This is a genomic window from Halobacillus massiliensis (assembly GCF_900166625.1).
GTDB classification, from domain to species: Bacteria; Bacillota; Bacilli; order Bacillales; family Halobacillaceae; genus Halobacillus_A; species Halobacillus_A massiliensis.
Map to the genome: position 1 here is coordinate 3,733,876 of NZ_LT800499.1, position 14,411 is coordinate 3,748,286.

13 protein-coding genes are annotated in these 14,411 nt (G+C 41.8%); all 13 read right to left on the bottom strand.

What is annotated here, in order from left to right:
- Window positions 1-6: 6 nt before the first annotated feature.
- Window positions 7-1,476, bottom strand: a complete 1,470-nt coding sequence (gene gucD, locus B7E06_RS18475; protein WP_082235397.1) for an alpha-ketoglutaric semialdehyde dehydrogenase GucD — start codon at window positions 1,474-1,476, stop codon at window positions 7-9.
- 22 nt (window positions 1,477-1,498) lie between these two features.
- Complete coding sequence (locus tag B7E06_RS18480) at window positions 1,499-2,671, bottom strand: UxaA family hydrolase (RefSeq protein ID WP_245807773.1); 1,173 nt, start codon at window positions 2,669-2,671, stop codon at window positions 1,499-1,501.
- The gene (locus B7E06_RS18485) at window positions 2,661-2,960 is read right to left on the bottom strand and encodes a UxaA family hydrolase (RefSeq protein WP_082235399.1); all 300 of its coding nucleotides are present in this window, start codon (window positions 2,958-2,960) and stop codon (window positions 2,661-2,663) included. Before B7E06_RS18485 ends, B7E06_RS18480 begins: the two co-directional genes overlap by 11 nt.
- Before the next feature lie 12 nt (window positions 2,961-2,972).
- Window positions 2,973-3,872: a fumarylacetoacetate hydrolase family protein gene (locus B7E06_RS18490; RefSeq protein ID WP_082235400.1), complete on the bottom strand. Its 900-nt coding sequence runs from the start codon at window positions 3,870-3,872 to the stop codon at window positions 2,973-2,975.
- Between the two features lie 26 nt (window positions 3,873-3,898).
- The gene (locus B7E06_RS18495) at window positions 3,899-4,666 is read right to left on the bottom strand and encodes an IclR family transcriptional regulator (RefSeq protein ID WP_082235401.1); all 768 of its coding nucleotides are present in this window, start codon (window positions 4,664-4,666) and stop codon (window positions 3,899-3,901) included.
- Between the two features lie 70 nt (window positions 4,667-4,736).
- Window positions 4,737-6,941, bottom strand: coding sequence for a dihydroxy-acid dehydratase domain-containing protein (locus B7E06_RS18500; RefSeq protein ID WP_082235402.1), 2,205 nt, complete (start codon window positions 6,939-6,941; stop codon window positions 4,737-4,739).
- Between the two features lie 48 nt (window positions 6,942-6,989).
- Window positions 6,990-8,237 carry a nickel pincer cofactor-dependent isomerase, group 22 gene (locus B7E06_RS18505; protein ID WP_082236062.1) on the bottom strand — a complete coding sequence of 416 codons (1,248 nt, stop codon included), beginning with the start codon at window positions 8,235-8,237 and terminating at the stop codon, window positions 6,990-6,992.
- Window positions 8,238-8,282: 45 nt separating this feature from the next.
- On the bottom strand, window positions 8,283-9,557 hold the full coding sequence (locus B7E06_RS18510; protein WP_082235403.1) for a TRAP transporter large permease: 1,275 nt from the start codon (window positions 9,555-9,557) through the stop codon (window positions 8,283-8,285).
- 21 nt (window positions 9,558-9,578) lie between these two features.
- Window positions 9,579-10,151, bottom strand: coding sequence for a TRAP transporter small permease (locus tag B7E06_RS18515; protein WP_082235404.1), 573 nt, complete (start codon window positions 10,149-10,151; stop codon window positions 9,579-9,581).
- Window positions 10,152-10,211: 60 nt separating this feature from the next.
- The gene (locus B7E06_RS18520; RefSeq protein ID WP_082235405.1) at window positions 10,212-11,231 is read right to left on the bottom strand and encodes a TRAP transporter substrate-binding protein; all 1,020 of its coding nucleotides are present in this window, start codon (window positions 11,229-11,231) and stop codon (window positions 10,212-10,214) included.
- Window positions 11,232-11,431: 200 nt separating this feature from the next.
- On the bottom strand, window positions 11,432-12,697 hold the full coding sequence (locus B7E06_RS18525; protein ID WP_082235406.1) for a TRAP transporter large permease: 1,266 nt from the start codon (window positions 12,695-12,697) through the stop codon (window positions 11,432-11,434).
- Window positions 12,698-12,737: 40 nt separating this feature from the next.
- Window positions 12,738-13,256 carry a TRAP transporter small permease gene (locus tag B7E06_RS18530; protein ID WP_082235407.1) on the bottom strand — a complete coding sequence of 173 codons (519 nt, stop codon included), beginning with the start codon at window positions 13,254-13,256 and terminating at the stop codon, window positions 12,738-12,740.
- Between the two features lie 58 nt (window positions 13,257-13,314).
- Window positions 13,315-14,352, bottom strand: a complete 1,038-nt coding sequence (locus tag B7E06_RS18535) for a TRAP transporter substrate-binding protein (RefSeq protein WP_082235408.1) — start codon at window positions 14,350-14,352, stop codon at window positions 13,315-13,317.
- Between the last annotated feature and the right edge of the window lie 59 nt (window positions 14,353-14,411).

Here is a 14,411-nt window from a genome sequence, read left to right on the forward strand (position 1 = left end):
CATTCTTTATACGCCTTTAACAAATACCGTTTTAGTTTCAGTGAAGAATTCTTTTGCAGCTTCTCCTTGCTCACGGGAACCAGAGCTGGAACCTTTCATACCGCCAAATGGAGCTTGCAATTCAACACCGGCACTCTCGGCATTAACTCGAACTAAACCAGCTTCAATCTCATCAACAAATTCCAATAGTGAAGTAATATTAGATGTGAAGATAGAAGCACTCAGGCCATATTTAGTATCATTCGCCGCTTCAATTGCCTGTTCAAGGGATTCAGCTTTAAATAGCGCGATCACCGGCCCAAAGATTTCTTCACGGGCAATGGCCATATCATTAGTAACTTCTTCAAAAATAGCCGGGGTAATATAAAAGCCTTTTGCACGAGCTTCATCTGTCAGCTCTTCACCGCCATATAATAAAGAGGCCCCTTCAGCTCTACCTTTCTCTACATACTCTTTTACAGTATTAAACTGGCTTTCACTAGCGCAAGGTCCCATCCAGACGCCTTCCTGCAATCCGTCTCCGATGGTAATTTTTTGTACAGCATCGATTAGTTTCTCTTTAAACTCTTCATAAATTTCCTCTTCAACAATGACTCTGCTCGAGGCTGTACACTTCTGGCCTGTAGAACGAAGTCCTCCACTGATCACAGCTTCTACTGCTTTATCGATATCTGCATCAGCAGCCACGATGACCGGATTCTTTCCTCCCATTTCAAGCTGAAACTTAATTCCTCGCGCTGCTGATGACTTAGCGACATTACTCCCAACTGTTTCGGAACCGGTAAAAGTGATAGCGTTTACTTTTTCGTGATCAATTAAGGATTGGCCGACAATGGAACCAGAACCCGTAACGAAGTTAAGCACACCCTCTGGCAGTCCCGCTTTAGTAAAACATTCTACAACTTTAGCAGCAGTGACAGCCCCTTCAGTTGCAGGTTTAAAAACAATCGTATTCCCATAAACGAGAGCTGGAGCCATTTTCCAAATCGGTATGGCAACAGGGAAATTCCATGGAGTAATCACACCGACCACACCGAGGGGAGTTTTCTTAGTAAACATAAGGGCGTCTTTATCAGTAGACGGGATCACATCCCCTTCTTTTCTCATTCCTTCTGCTGCATAATAGCGTAAAATAGCTACCCCGCGTGCTGTTTCTCCCTTTGCTTCAGGGAGAGTTTTCCCCATTTCTCTAGTCATCGTCTCAGCGACTTCATCCAGGTTTTCTTCGAGAATATTAGCGGCTTTATACAAGTATTGGCCTCTTGCTGCCTGTCCGGCTTTTCTCCAGGACTTTTTAGCATTATGTGCTGCTTCTACTGCTTTATTTAAATCTTCATTTGTGGAGCTTTGGACATATCCCACCACTTCTTCTGTGTTTGCAGGATTAATGCTTTTAATGGTCTTCTCGGAATTAGAATTAACCCACTCATTATTTATATAGTTTTTAAAAGTTTGGCCTGTTAGTGTTGTTTCCATAGCTACCTCTCCTTTTTACTAGTTAGAATGTCGGACCAATTCTCCAAATGCCGAAGTCATGCTGTTTTAATATTTCTGACTTTGTCATTTTCCCATTGGCTACATGCTGAATTTCTTTAATTATTCTTTCACCAACTTCATCTACCGTCTCTTCCCCATGTATAATTTTCCCTGCATCCACATCCATATTTTCGCTCATACGTTCATACATAGGAGAATTTGTTGAAATTTTGATAACTGGTGCAATCGGTGATCCTGTTGGAGTTCCCCTGCCGGTTGTAAAAAGAACAATTTGGGCGCCGCCGGCTACCATTCCGGTAAGCTGCTCAATGTCATGACCGGGAGTATCCATCCAGACTAGCCCCTTTTTCTTTGGAACTTCTGCATAATCCACGACTTCTTCTAAACGACTGCTTCCCGATTTTGTAGAAGCACCCAGAGACTTTTCTTCCAATGAACTAAGGCCGCCCTCAATGTTACCGGGACTAGGGTTACCTGTACGAATATCAACCCCCATTTGCAGGGAGCGGTTTTCCATAGCTCCTATTACTTCATAAACTTTTTTGACAACCTTATCGTCAGCCGCTCGCTGGGCAAGCAGATGTTCCGCTCCTATAAGTTCCGTTGTTTCAGCTAAAATAGCGGTGCCGCCTTGTTCGACAAGTAAGTCACTTGTTTTTCCAACCGCTGGATTTGCCGTCAAGCCGGAACACGCATCGGAGCCGCCACATTCGGTTCCTACTATTAGTTCACTGAAATCACAGAGCTCCTTTTGGACCATTGACGCATCCTGTACCATCTTTGTAGCAATTTTGGCAACTTCTGCAATCGTTTGAAGTGTGCCGCCATTTTCCTGAATGGATACTACTTCTACAGGTTTATCGGATAGAGCAATATCTCCAGCTACCGTGTTGGCCTGGTGAGTCTCACATCCAAGTCCTAAAACAATGACTCCATAAACATTAGGGTTTTTTCCTATTCCTGCGTATGTTCTAAACGTCTGCTCATAGTCCTCACCTACTTGGGCACAGCCATGCTGGTGAATGAAGGTGACCGTTCCGCTCACTAACTCTGTTACTCTTTGTGCTGTCTGTGTGGCACACGTGATTGTCGGCAGTATTAATACGTGATTTCGGACTCCAACCCGGCCATCCGGTCTACGATAACCGTAAAATTGCAGTTTATCATTGAACAAGTTTGTCACCCCTTCCTCTTTTTCCTTCCAGGTTATGGACGTGAACATGGGATCCGGCTTTAATATCCGAAACCGCCGCTCCGATAACCTCTCCATATTTGATGATATCTTCGTTTTTTTTAATATCACGAACAGCAAATTTATGGCCAAAGCTGATAGATTCTAAGATTTTCAACTGAATTTCTAAATCTTTGTTCACAACAGTAACTGACGTCTGTGCAGGTATTTCTGACAAGGCAACGGCCACATTATCTGCTAGATTTAAATAAAGTGTTTTATAATCTCCCATTATCTCCTCTCCTTAATTAGCATTCGTCAATAATGGGCTTGTCTTTTTCACTGAGTTACTTAATATACCGATTCCCGGAATCTCAATCTCCACCCGATCGTTTTCATTCAAAGTAAATTCATTTGGCGGAACAATGCATGTCCCCGTAAGAAGGACAGTTCCATCGAAAATATCATTATCCAACACGAGGTAATCAATCAGCTCCACTAATTTCCGTTTCAATTGTCCTACTTTGGCATCCCCTTCAAACACCTTCACATCATCTCGATAGATGCGGCAGATGATCTGCAATTCATAAGGGTCGGCTACGGCCTCTTCAAGCAGGATTGCAGGGCCAATGGAGCAGGAGTTCTTCCATACTTTCGCCTGCGGCAGGTATAAAGGATTCTCTCCTTCAATATCACGGCAGCTCATATCATTCCCGGCGATATATCCAAGAACCTTGCCTTCTTTATTAAGGACCATGCCCAGTTCCGGTTCTGGAATCTGCCAATTAGAATCAGAACGGAGAAACACAGGATCATTCGGACCAACAGTCCGGGCAGCTGTAGATTTAAAGAAGATTTCCGGTCGTTTGGCATCGTATACTTTGTCATAAAAAGTCTGGCTGTCCAGCTTCCCTTGAGTCGCTTCATAGTTCCGGGCTTCCTTGCTCTTTTCATAAGTTACTCCAGAAGCCCAAACTTCGGGAGCATCCAGCGGTGTGGTCAAATATACATCTTCCAAAACTTTTTTAGCTTCGCTATTATTCATGACTTTCTGTGCATATTCGACCGGTGTCTGATTTTGATCTTGTGCATAATTGATGAACGGGATAAAATCTGCAAAAGGCAAATCATAAACTTCATTACTATTTGACAGCGCTGCCAATTGTTTTTCGTTTTGTTCGTTGATATATCGAATGATCCTCATTTAATGGCCTCCTAAAAATTCATGAATTATATTTTTTCATATTCAAATCCCAGCTCTCTGGAAATTTTATCTGTACAGTCTTTCAGTAAACTCACGTGATGGGCTATTTTTTCATCTGTAGCAGAGCTCGCTGGTGTAGACATGCTGATAGCTGCAATCGTTTTACCGGAGTAATCTTTAATAGGTACAGATACACAGACTATCCCAGCCTCATTTTCTTCATTGTCGATAGAAAATCCTCTTTCACGAATGTTGTTTATTTCCTCGTAGAATTCTTTCGCTGAACCTATCGAGTTATCTGTCTGCTTCTTAAATTTATAATTCTTCAGCAGTTTCTTAAGTTCTTCATCGCTTTTAAAAGCTACTAAGGCTTTTCCGACAGCGCTCGTATGAATGGGTACTCTTCTTCCTATTCTGGAGTAAAAAACAGTAACACCGCTTCCTTCCACCTTATCAATATAAACTCCTTCTTTTCCATCCAATATGACGAGGTGGACCGTAAGACTTGTCGTTTCCGATAAGTTCTCCAGATGCTTTCTTGCGACTGAACGCAGATCAAGATTACTGACGACTAAGTTTCCTCTTTCAAAAAGCTTTAACCCGAGCATATATTTACCGTTTTCTTCACTTTGAGCAATATACCTGTGAGACTGCAATGTTTTTAGCAATGAATGTACGGTACTTTTATGAAGGTTCATTTTTTTGCTGATGTCTGTAATAGATAGTTCTCTTGTCCTGTCATCGAATAAGTCCAGAATCTTTAGTGCACGATCGATCGATTGAATAATGGGCATAGTGAATGTCTCCTTGTTCGTTTTCTTCTATTATATATGGTTTTCACCCATTACGTTTTTATGACGATTGTTATCGAGCGGCAGGACTTTCTTCATACAAGAGAATATCCGATTTATAATCAAGCTCAGCATTTTCGTAAACGGCTAACGGCACAACGCCATTTGCGGCATCGGTGTGTCCATACATCCTGTTGCTTGCTGCGACCAATTTCTGGCGCTCTTTCATTCTTTCCTTACGTTCTTTTACGAGAGGAAGTCTTTCCTTCTGTAAATCATCAGGGAAATTATAAACAAGTTCTCCCTGGACCAGCTTTTCTGCATCGACGAATTCAATTCTGTTCTCACGAAGCCCGAGATATAACACGTCGCCTGTTTGCAAATAGCCAATTCTTCCATCTTGTGAGGCTTCTGGAGTCATATGGCCAATTGCCGCTCCATAAGTAACTCCCGAATATCTACCATCACTAATAATGGTGGCAAGCTGCTGCATCGTCCGGTTTGCATTGATATGCTGCATTGGAGTGAACATTTCCGGCATCCCAAAAGCCAGAGGCCCCTGCCCGGCTATGATGACAGCAATCTTCATAATCCCCTCGGCAGCCATAGCATCAAACAATTCATCATATCCTTTATCTTTCAAGCGCTCCCATACTTCATCACTATTGAATTTCAGTGTTTCCAATAGACGGTCATGTGCAAAAAGTCTTTCATTACGAATACGAGTCAGAAGGCTTGAATCCAGTAAGTTTCGGTTCGCCTCATCTTCGTTTTCAAAATACAGCACGAGGGCGAGAGTACGATCAAATTTATTTAGCTGCGGAGTCGGCATGCCGCTGATTTTCACTACCGCACTTTCAAAGAAATTGCCCTTAAGCACATCTACACCGCTGTATTCCCTGCGGCCTTCGCCCAAAATAACCGGATTTTCTTTCACCGTTTGGGCTTGAAGGCTTCTAGTGGTTTCAAGCCTTTCTGTCCACGTTTTAGCAGCAACGGTTGGAGCTGTCACATCCATAGGCACGCCATTTTCTATCAGCTCATGAAAAAGTGTTTCCATCCCCCGGCTTGTTCCGCTGCAGCATTGCATCGCTAATGAGTAGATATCTCTGCCTTCGGTCAGGCTGTAGTCAAATAAGTCTGGAATCGGATAAGCATGATGAATTTCATCAAGATCCCACAAGCTGAACTTGTATCCGGCATACAGCATCCCAGCAACAATATGCATCATCAGGTTCGTCGAGCCCCCGGAAGCGCTATGTATACGGATAGCGTTTCTAATATTTGCAGCAATAATATTAGAGACCCCATATTTTTCTTCATTAATCATGGTAGAAAAGCTGTCTAATGCCGCATTAATCTGTCCCTGTGTCGGCGGATCAGTCAGTAATTCCAGGGCAGGATGGACCAGTCCCATTCCAGCCACAAGGTGTCTGGAGCTGTTACCTGTCCCATTAAAGGCACATACGCCTCCTTGACCATCACATGTAGCAACAGCCAGCCGCATTTCATAGTATTTGTGTTCTCCTTTTGTAATTAACCCCCTTTCGTGCGCTCTTTCAAGTACGCCTTGGAATGCCGTGTTGGAAGAGCACTGCAAAATATAAGCCATCGTATCCCGGAGGTCGACGGCAATATCTGCCGCACCTTGCTCTTCTGCTCTTTTAGCTAAGTTTTCAAGTTCCTTTGCTACGTCATCCGGAATGGATCCTCCTTCAAGCACATGAGCAGGAGCAAATGTTGCAAAGAAAGGAGCTTCGCCTCTACTTCTGCGTAAGCGGTCAATGTGTCCAAGCGCACTCACTACTCCCAGCGGCTGCTTATCACAACCTTGGATAACAAAAGCTCCATGATAGCTGTGGGCTTCCAGCTGATTAACAATCATTTGAGCAACGGCATTTCTACTTTGCAAAGAATAACTCATTCCCTGATTGCTCTGGGCAGTGCCATCGCACATGACAGGTGTAGAAAAGTAAAAAGGCACCCCTCCATTCTGCCAAATGCGAATTGCTGCTCGAGCAGAGGTTTGAAAATCCATAATATGTGCCGGGTGGTCTGATGACCCGCCAATGATCGCTATACGAGGAGCATTTTTCTCCAGGCGCATATAGATTTCTTCAAGTGTCCAGTCCGGCTTGCCGCCTTCATACGTATTTCCTAAAATCAGCTTTGACCTGTCAAGTAGGCCAGCCACTGTTATCGGTTCATTTGCCTTCCCCTGCACATTATCCCTGTAAGGGTTTACACTGTTGTCGATGAGAGGGTATAAATGTTCCATAGTTCCACTCCTTAATTTAGTGTTGTGAGCTGTTTATCAATTCAATCGTCAAACTAACAGCTCTTGCGGTGATGAAAGAACATCGATTTCTTTTACCTGCCTTGCTTCTGCTACCAAACTTTCGGAGATCCAAATCTCCCCAATATCCAGCGTATTTTTAATTCTGACTACTTTAGCTTTCTTAAGATCAAAGGCATTACACGATTTAATAGCCGCTTTCACTGCTAATTCTTTTGTATCCAGTACCATCGGCAGTTTCACCACATCAATGACTGTACTTGTTAGTGCATTGGCATAGCCTTTCTCCCACGAGATTTCATCCATCACTTCTTGTGTTGTCATATCTGCCATACCAATGCCGTTAGCATTTCCATGGGTTTTCTTAGTCAAACCAAGTACAGCAATCCTTTTTACATCTGGCCCCCCGGTTGCATACGGTGTCGCATATCTTCCTGTTATGTTAGGATCCATCCCATCCCCGGAAATATCTTTACCTAATTCATCTACAATCAGGACATCTATGGAATCGAAATAAATTTTAGGCATGAGAGCTTTTGCTTCCTTTAATAAATCAGGTTCTCTCATTTCTATTTCCTCTGCTGGAATAGCAACTACCTTTGCCGGCCGGTCATAAGCGTTCTCAATGGAAGCAAGACCGAATATTACAGGAGCCTTTGCTAAAGTTATTTTCGCCATTTCCCATACATGTTCTGCCATATATTTAAAGCTGAAGGAATGGGCAGCCTCTGCTCCCTTTTGCTTGCCCAGGCCGATCGTAATCATCTTCATCAGACCGCTTTCAACCTGCCCCCTAAAAGCAGTGTGAGGCTTCACTCTGTTAATAACGACTACTTTATCAGCTTCAAATGCGTATTTATCCATATAAACGGGAAGGCCGTTAGGAAGTTCACCTAATTTGACAACTTCCATCGTTGCGTTGACAGGTGCCCCTACAGTCTCCTCTGTCACTCCAAGCTGTGCCAATACATCAATCTGTCCTTCAGCAGTTGCTCCGCCATGGCTTCCCATCGCCGGCACAATAAAAGGTTCTCCTCCGGCTTCTCTAATAGCTGCTACTGTTTCCCTTGTCAGGACTGGAATATCAGCTACCCCTCTACTCCCAACAGCAATGGCTACTCTATCTCCCTGTGAGATCCTTTCAAGTACTTTGTTGTGATCTAATGTTTCCCGAACGGCTGCAGCGACATTCTCCAGCTCTGATGCCTGAAAATTTTGTTTCACTTTCACCATCTTAGGTATTGGGATGTCCTGCAAAATTTCTTCTATTATATTGATAGACTCCACCCTCCTTAATGAAGAAAATCTATAATCAGTTTCTCTTTAATTAAACCAGCTGAGCGGAACAGTAATAATTTCTGGAAAAATGACTAAAAGGATTAAAACTACGGCATGAATCACTAAGAATGGCCAAATCCCTTTTGTAAGCTGACCAAGACTGATTTTACTGATTCCACAGCCCACATATAATACAGTCCCTACCGGCGGTGTGATCAATCCGATACATAAATTGATAACCATCACTATTCCAAAGTACACTGGATCAATTCCAGCCATTTGTACAATTGGTAATAAGACGGGTGTAAATATTAGAATGGCAGGAGTTAAATCCATTACAAGGCCAACAAATAAAAGCAGAACAGTGATTATAAGCATTAATAGGAGGGGCTGGTTTATTAATCCGCCTAATAATCCGGCAATTTCGCCTGGAACATTAGCTACAGTGATCAGCCATGCAGATACCATAGCTGCAGCTGCTACAAACATCACCACACTCGTAGTTTTTGCGGAAGTAATCAACACATCATAAAGGTCACTTATTTTTAATTCGCCATAAATGATTAAACCTACTAAAAATGCATAGAATGCAGCCACTACAGCAGCTTCAGTCGGAGTGAAAATCCCTCCTCTTAATCCGCCAATTATAATCACAGGGAGCATAAGGGCAAATCCCGCCTGCTTTGCAGCATTTAAAATTTCTTTCTTTGTTTTTCTTGCCGGGAGTTCGCTCGTATCTTTCCTGGAGATAAAAGTCCAGACTATGATTAAACCTAGCGCCATTATGATGCCGGGAATAATCCCTCCCATAAATAAATCAGTGATGGATACTCCTGCTGTCACACCGTAGAGAATCATCGGAATACTTGGCGGTATGACAGGAGCGATGATCCCCGAGGAACAGATAATACCTGTTGAACGATTGACGTCATATCCTTTCGCTATCATCATCGGTATTAAAATCGCCCCTAGAGCAGCCGTATCAGCAACAGCTGAACCCGATAAACCCGCAAACATCACACTAGCAATAATCGCTACAAATCCCAATCCGCCTCTAATATGTCCTACTAGGGTCATGGCAAATTCGACGATCCTTTTTGAGATTCCTCCAGCGTTCATCAGCTCGCCTGCAAGTATAAAAAAGGGAATAGCCATTAAGGAAAAATTATCTGCCCCGCTTATTAAATTTTGAGCAACAATTTGACTGTCAAATGTCCCCATAACTAACATCAGCACTACACCACTTAGAATAAGCGCAAAAGCAATGGGAACACCTAAAGCCAATGATCCAAATAAAGACCCTAAGAATACTCCTATCATTTCTTAATCCTCCCCTTTTGGCTAAACCCTTGATTCTAAACCCTTAAGGTTTTTCGGATTCTCACGATTCCTTTCAGGATCCCCCTCTAATACTTCGTCTGTAGATTGTACAATTTTGAACGAATCTTTTTTTCCTGTTAAAGTCTTGACCATATTGAAAATGGTTAAAGCCATCATAGATATACTGGTTACCACTCCAATTCCATACAAATAAGAAAGAGGCATTCCAGTGGCCGGACCCGTACTATTCGCGTTTAAAACAGTCATTCTCCAGCTTCCTTCCAGCAAAAGCCACAATAAATAAAGAACAAGACCGTTACTGATGAAGAAAACTACTTTTTTGGCCTTATCAGGAAGAAGATTAACGACAAGATCAACTCCAAGATGCATTCTATCCTTTAGTGCAGCAATCGCTCCTAAGAAAACGAGCCATACAAAAAAGTATCGTGACATTTCTTCTGACCAGGTGATGCCTGAATTAAATAAATACCGCAGCACTACGTTGCCAAAGACGAGTATAGACATGGCAGCCAATGAAAAAGCTATAGCCAAATTAAGAAGGTTATTTGAAGCTTTCACTATTTTATGAAACATGTCATTTTCATCCTTCCATGAACCGATTGCTCAATAACACAGCATAGCGGCAAATCGGCATTAATTAGCTTCTTCTTTAATCCGGTTAACAAGCTCTTCTGCCCACTCGTATTCCTGAAAAATTTCTTTATACAATGGATCTGCAGCTTTTTCCATGTTTTGTTTAAAATCATCACTTGGGTTAGTAAACTTTACTCCTTCATCTTCAAGGAACTTTTTATCATCTTCATAACTTTTCTCCATTAACTCAAACTCATAAGCGGCAGATTCTTCGGAAGCTTTCTCAATAAGTTTCTGCTGCTCCTCCGTTAATCCGTTATAGAACTCACTGTTAATGATATATAGGTTAGGACTAAACATATGTTTGGACTCAAGAACGTCACTTTGGACTTCGTACCAGCCCGAATTTCTCAAGGTAGCTATTGGGTTGTCCTGTCCATCCACTACTTTCTGCTCTAAAGCTGTAAAAGCCTCTGAAATCGGCATTGGCGTTATATTAGCTCCTAATAATTCACCTAATTTAATATAGTTAGGTATATTAGGCATTCTCAGACGCAACCCATTAAAGTCTTCCATCTTTTCGATGGTCTGATTGGAAGAAAACATTCTGAACCCATTAGCACTCCAAGCCAGAGGCTTAACCCCATGCTCAGATTCTAAATCTTCCGTAACTTCCTCACCAATCGGTCCATTTAAAACATTTTGCACATGCTCATAATCCTCAAAGAGGAACGGCCATTCAGGGACAGCCATTTTGGGCACATCTGCCTGCATAATCAAACCTGGCACACCCATTTCAATTGTTCCGTTGCGTACACCATCATAAAATTCTTTCTCAGCTCCTAATGTGCTGTTGGCATAAATTTGAACTTTTAATTCTCCACCGCTTTCTTCTTCAACAATTTTTTTGAATTTTTCTCTTAAAGCTACATTTTGCGGGTGGTCTTCAGCAAAGTAATTCGCCACTTTAATAGTTTTCGCTCCGCCTCCACCGCCACTTGCTGCATCTCCACATGCTGTTAACATAAAAATACTTGCTAAACTTAAAGCGAAGGCGACTGCCAGGATCTTATTTTTCATATTTTTATGACCTCTTTCCTTTTCAAAAATTAAAGTCACTTGGAAAACTAAACGAATGAGTTTTATATTATAAAACTCAGTTTCGTTATCAAGTCATGGGGAGTTCATACAAGTATTCTAATCACTCGATAACTCAAGTTCTTTCATTAGATATGAGCGGTAATTAACTAAAGTTAAACCATTAATTACCGCTGTAGCTTTTATAGAAAAATTAGTGAAAGCTGAGGCAGTAAGATAATCAGCATTAGAGATATCAGCATAGCAAAGAAAAACGGTACTATAGCTTTTGCCAAAGCTTCCAGTGGAACTCCTGAGATTCCTGACCCAACGAATAAATTTACTCCCAGAGGCGGTGTTATAAAGCCAATCGCTAAATTGGCAACCATAATAATTCCGAAATGAATGGGATCATACCCGATCTGAAGAGCAACAGGTAATAGAATTGGTGTTAAAATAATGATCGCAGCTACTGTATCCATAAAACAGCCGACAACAAGTAATAAAAGAGTAATCATCATCATGACAATTATCGGTTCACTTGAAACAGACATCATCGCTGCAGCAATTTTATTAGGAATCTGTTCCATCGTAAGCAAACGTCCAAAAGCTGTTGCTGCCCCTACAATAATTAACACTGTCGCCGTAGTAGTAGCAGCATCTACAAATACTTTAGGCAGATCTTTTATTTTCAACTCCCTATACAGCACCAAACCTGCAAACAATCCAAATACAACGGCTACTACACCAGCTTCGGTGGGGGTGAAAATCCCTCCATAAATTCCTCCTAAAATGATGACAGGAATAAAAAGAGCCCATTTTGCTGCCCATAGGGACTTTGTAATCCCTTTGACTGTTACTTTCTCATCGGATCCTTTATATCCTTTTCGCTTCGAATGGATATAAGCATAAACGATTAGCCCTAATCCTACTATAATTCCAGGCAGTATCCCTCCAATAAACATGTCTCCAATTGAGACACTACCGGAAACACCATAGATTACCATTGGGATACTCGGAGGAATAATAACACCAATCGAACCCGCAGCCGCTACTACAGCGGTTGAAAACCGTTTGTCATATCCTTTTTCAATCATGGCCGGAATCATAATTCCGCCAATTGCTGCAACGGTAGCGGGTCCTGATCCGGAAATAGCGGCAAAAAACATACAAGTAATAATCGTTGCAATGGCGATACCGCCTGTTCTATTTCCAACTATTGAATCAGCGACACTGAATAATCGCTTGGAGATCCCTCCCTTTCCCATAATCTCTCCCGCTAAGATGAAATAGGGGACTGCAAGTAAGGGAAAAGAATCTACTGAGGTTGTCAGTTCTTTCATTAAAAACTCAATCGGTATTGCTCCTGTTATCGTTATCGCTAAGAGAGTTGCTAGACCAAGGGCTATTCCAATAGGGACACTAAGCAGAAGCAGGGCTGCAAACGAACCAAATAAAACCGCACTCATAAAAATCATCCCTCATAATTTATTGAATTTACTATTTTTCTTAAGCTACTGTATGGATTGAGGACTTCGAGTTAGATTTAAAGTGGCGGATTCTATTAATATCTACAATGATATTCTGAATCAGCCTTATGCCTGCCAGTCCCATACCAACTGGAGGCGCTGCGTATACAATAGCTGTAGGGATCTGCAGTGCTGGAGTCGTTTGTCCAAAGGCCAGCAGTTGAGATACGATTCCCGATCCATAAAAAACGACAAAGCCGCAAAAAACAAGAAATAAAACGTTAGCAAGGATTGAAAAATAGATCTTTGCTTTATCTTTGAAAAGCAGCATCATTGCATCAACACTGATATGCCTCCGTTTCTTGACACCATAACTAATCCCGACATATATCACCCAAATAAAACAATAACGTGCTAATTCTTCTGACCACGATAAGGAGTTATCCATAATATATCTCATGAACACCTGAAGAAAAACAACAACTACCATCACCGCTAAAAGAATAAACATGAGGTATTTTTCTAAATTCTCATCGACCCACTTCATTGCTTTTACCATAGCTTCCTCCTTTCATTTAAGGAGCTGGAAGTCAAAACAGAACTTCCGACTCCATCCTCTATTTGGAATATTTTTCAATTTCACTGTAATACTCGTCTACAATCTCGTCACCGATTTCGCTCTTATATTTGTCGATTACCGGCTGTACCTTCTCCTGAAATTTCTTATACTCTTCATCTGTTACTTCTGTAAAAGTCATATCTTCTTTTAAAGTTTCAAGTGATTCTTCTGCGGTTTTTCTGTTCAGCTCACGGTTGTATTTCCCTGCTTCTACAGCCGCGCTTTGGACGATTTCCTGCTGTTCAGAAGACAATTGACTCCATATTTCCTGACTAAACAGGAAAATAAACGGCGTGTATACATGGTTAGTATTAGAGACATGTTCCTGAACTTCAGGATAGTTACTTAGCAAGATGGTTGGGTATGGATTCTCCTGACCATCAACTGTCCCTTGCTGGAGAGCAGTAAATAGCTCCGTGAAAGCCATTGGCGTAGGATTTGCTCCAAGTTCTTTCCAGGCGTCTAAATGAATTTCGTTTTCCATTGTACGAATTTTTAAGTTGGCGACATCATCAACAGTGGCTACAGGGCGTTCATCATTGGTAAGATTACGGAAGCCATTTTCCCACCACGCCAGACCTACCAGTCCTTGATCTTCTACCATATCCAGCATCTTATCTCCAAACTCGCCATCAAGAACCTGATCGGCCACCTCTTCATTTGGAATAGAGAAAGGAAGATCGAAAACACCATATTCAGGAATAAAGTTAACAAGTGGTGATGTAGATGGAATAGTAATATCTAATGTACCGAATTGAAGCATTTCAATAGCAGATCGGTCATCAGCGATCTGGCCAGAGTGATAGACTTCTACTGTTAAGTTATCGCTCTTACTTTCAACCAGTTCCTTGAATTTAACGGCCGCATCATATTCAGGGTGTTTATCGTTGACCCCAATACTTACTCGGAGATTTCTAGCTTCCCCTTCTCCTTCTCCAGCCGAATCTCCAGATGCTTCGTCACTCGAACCACACGCCGCTAAAAACAGCAAACATACCATTATCATGCTAACCAGTAATAAACTTTTTCTTTTCATTTTAGCCCTCCTCAGTTTTTATGTAATTAAAATGTAGTAATAATTCCATGGCATAAGCA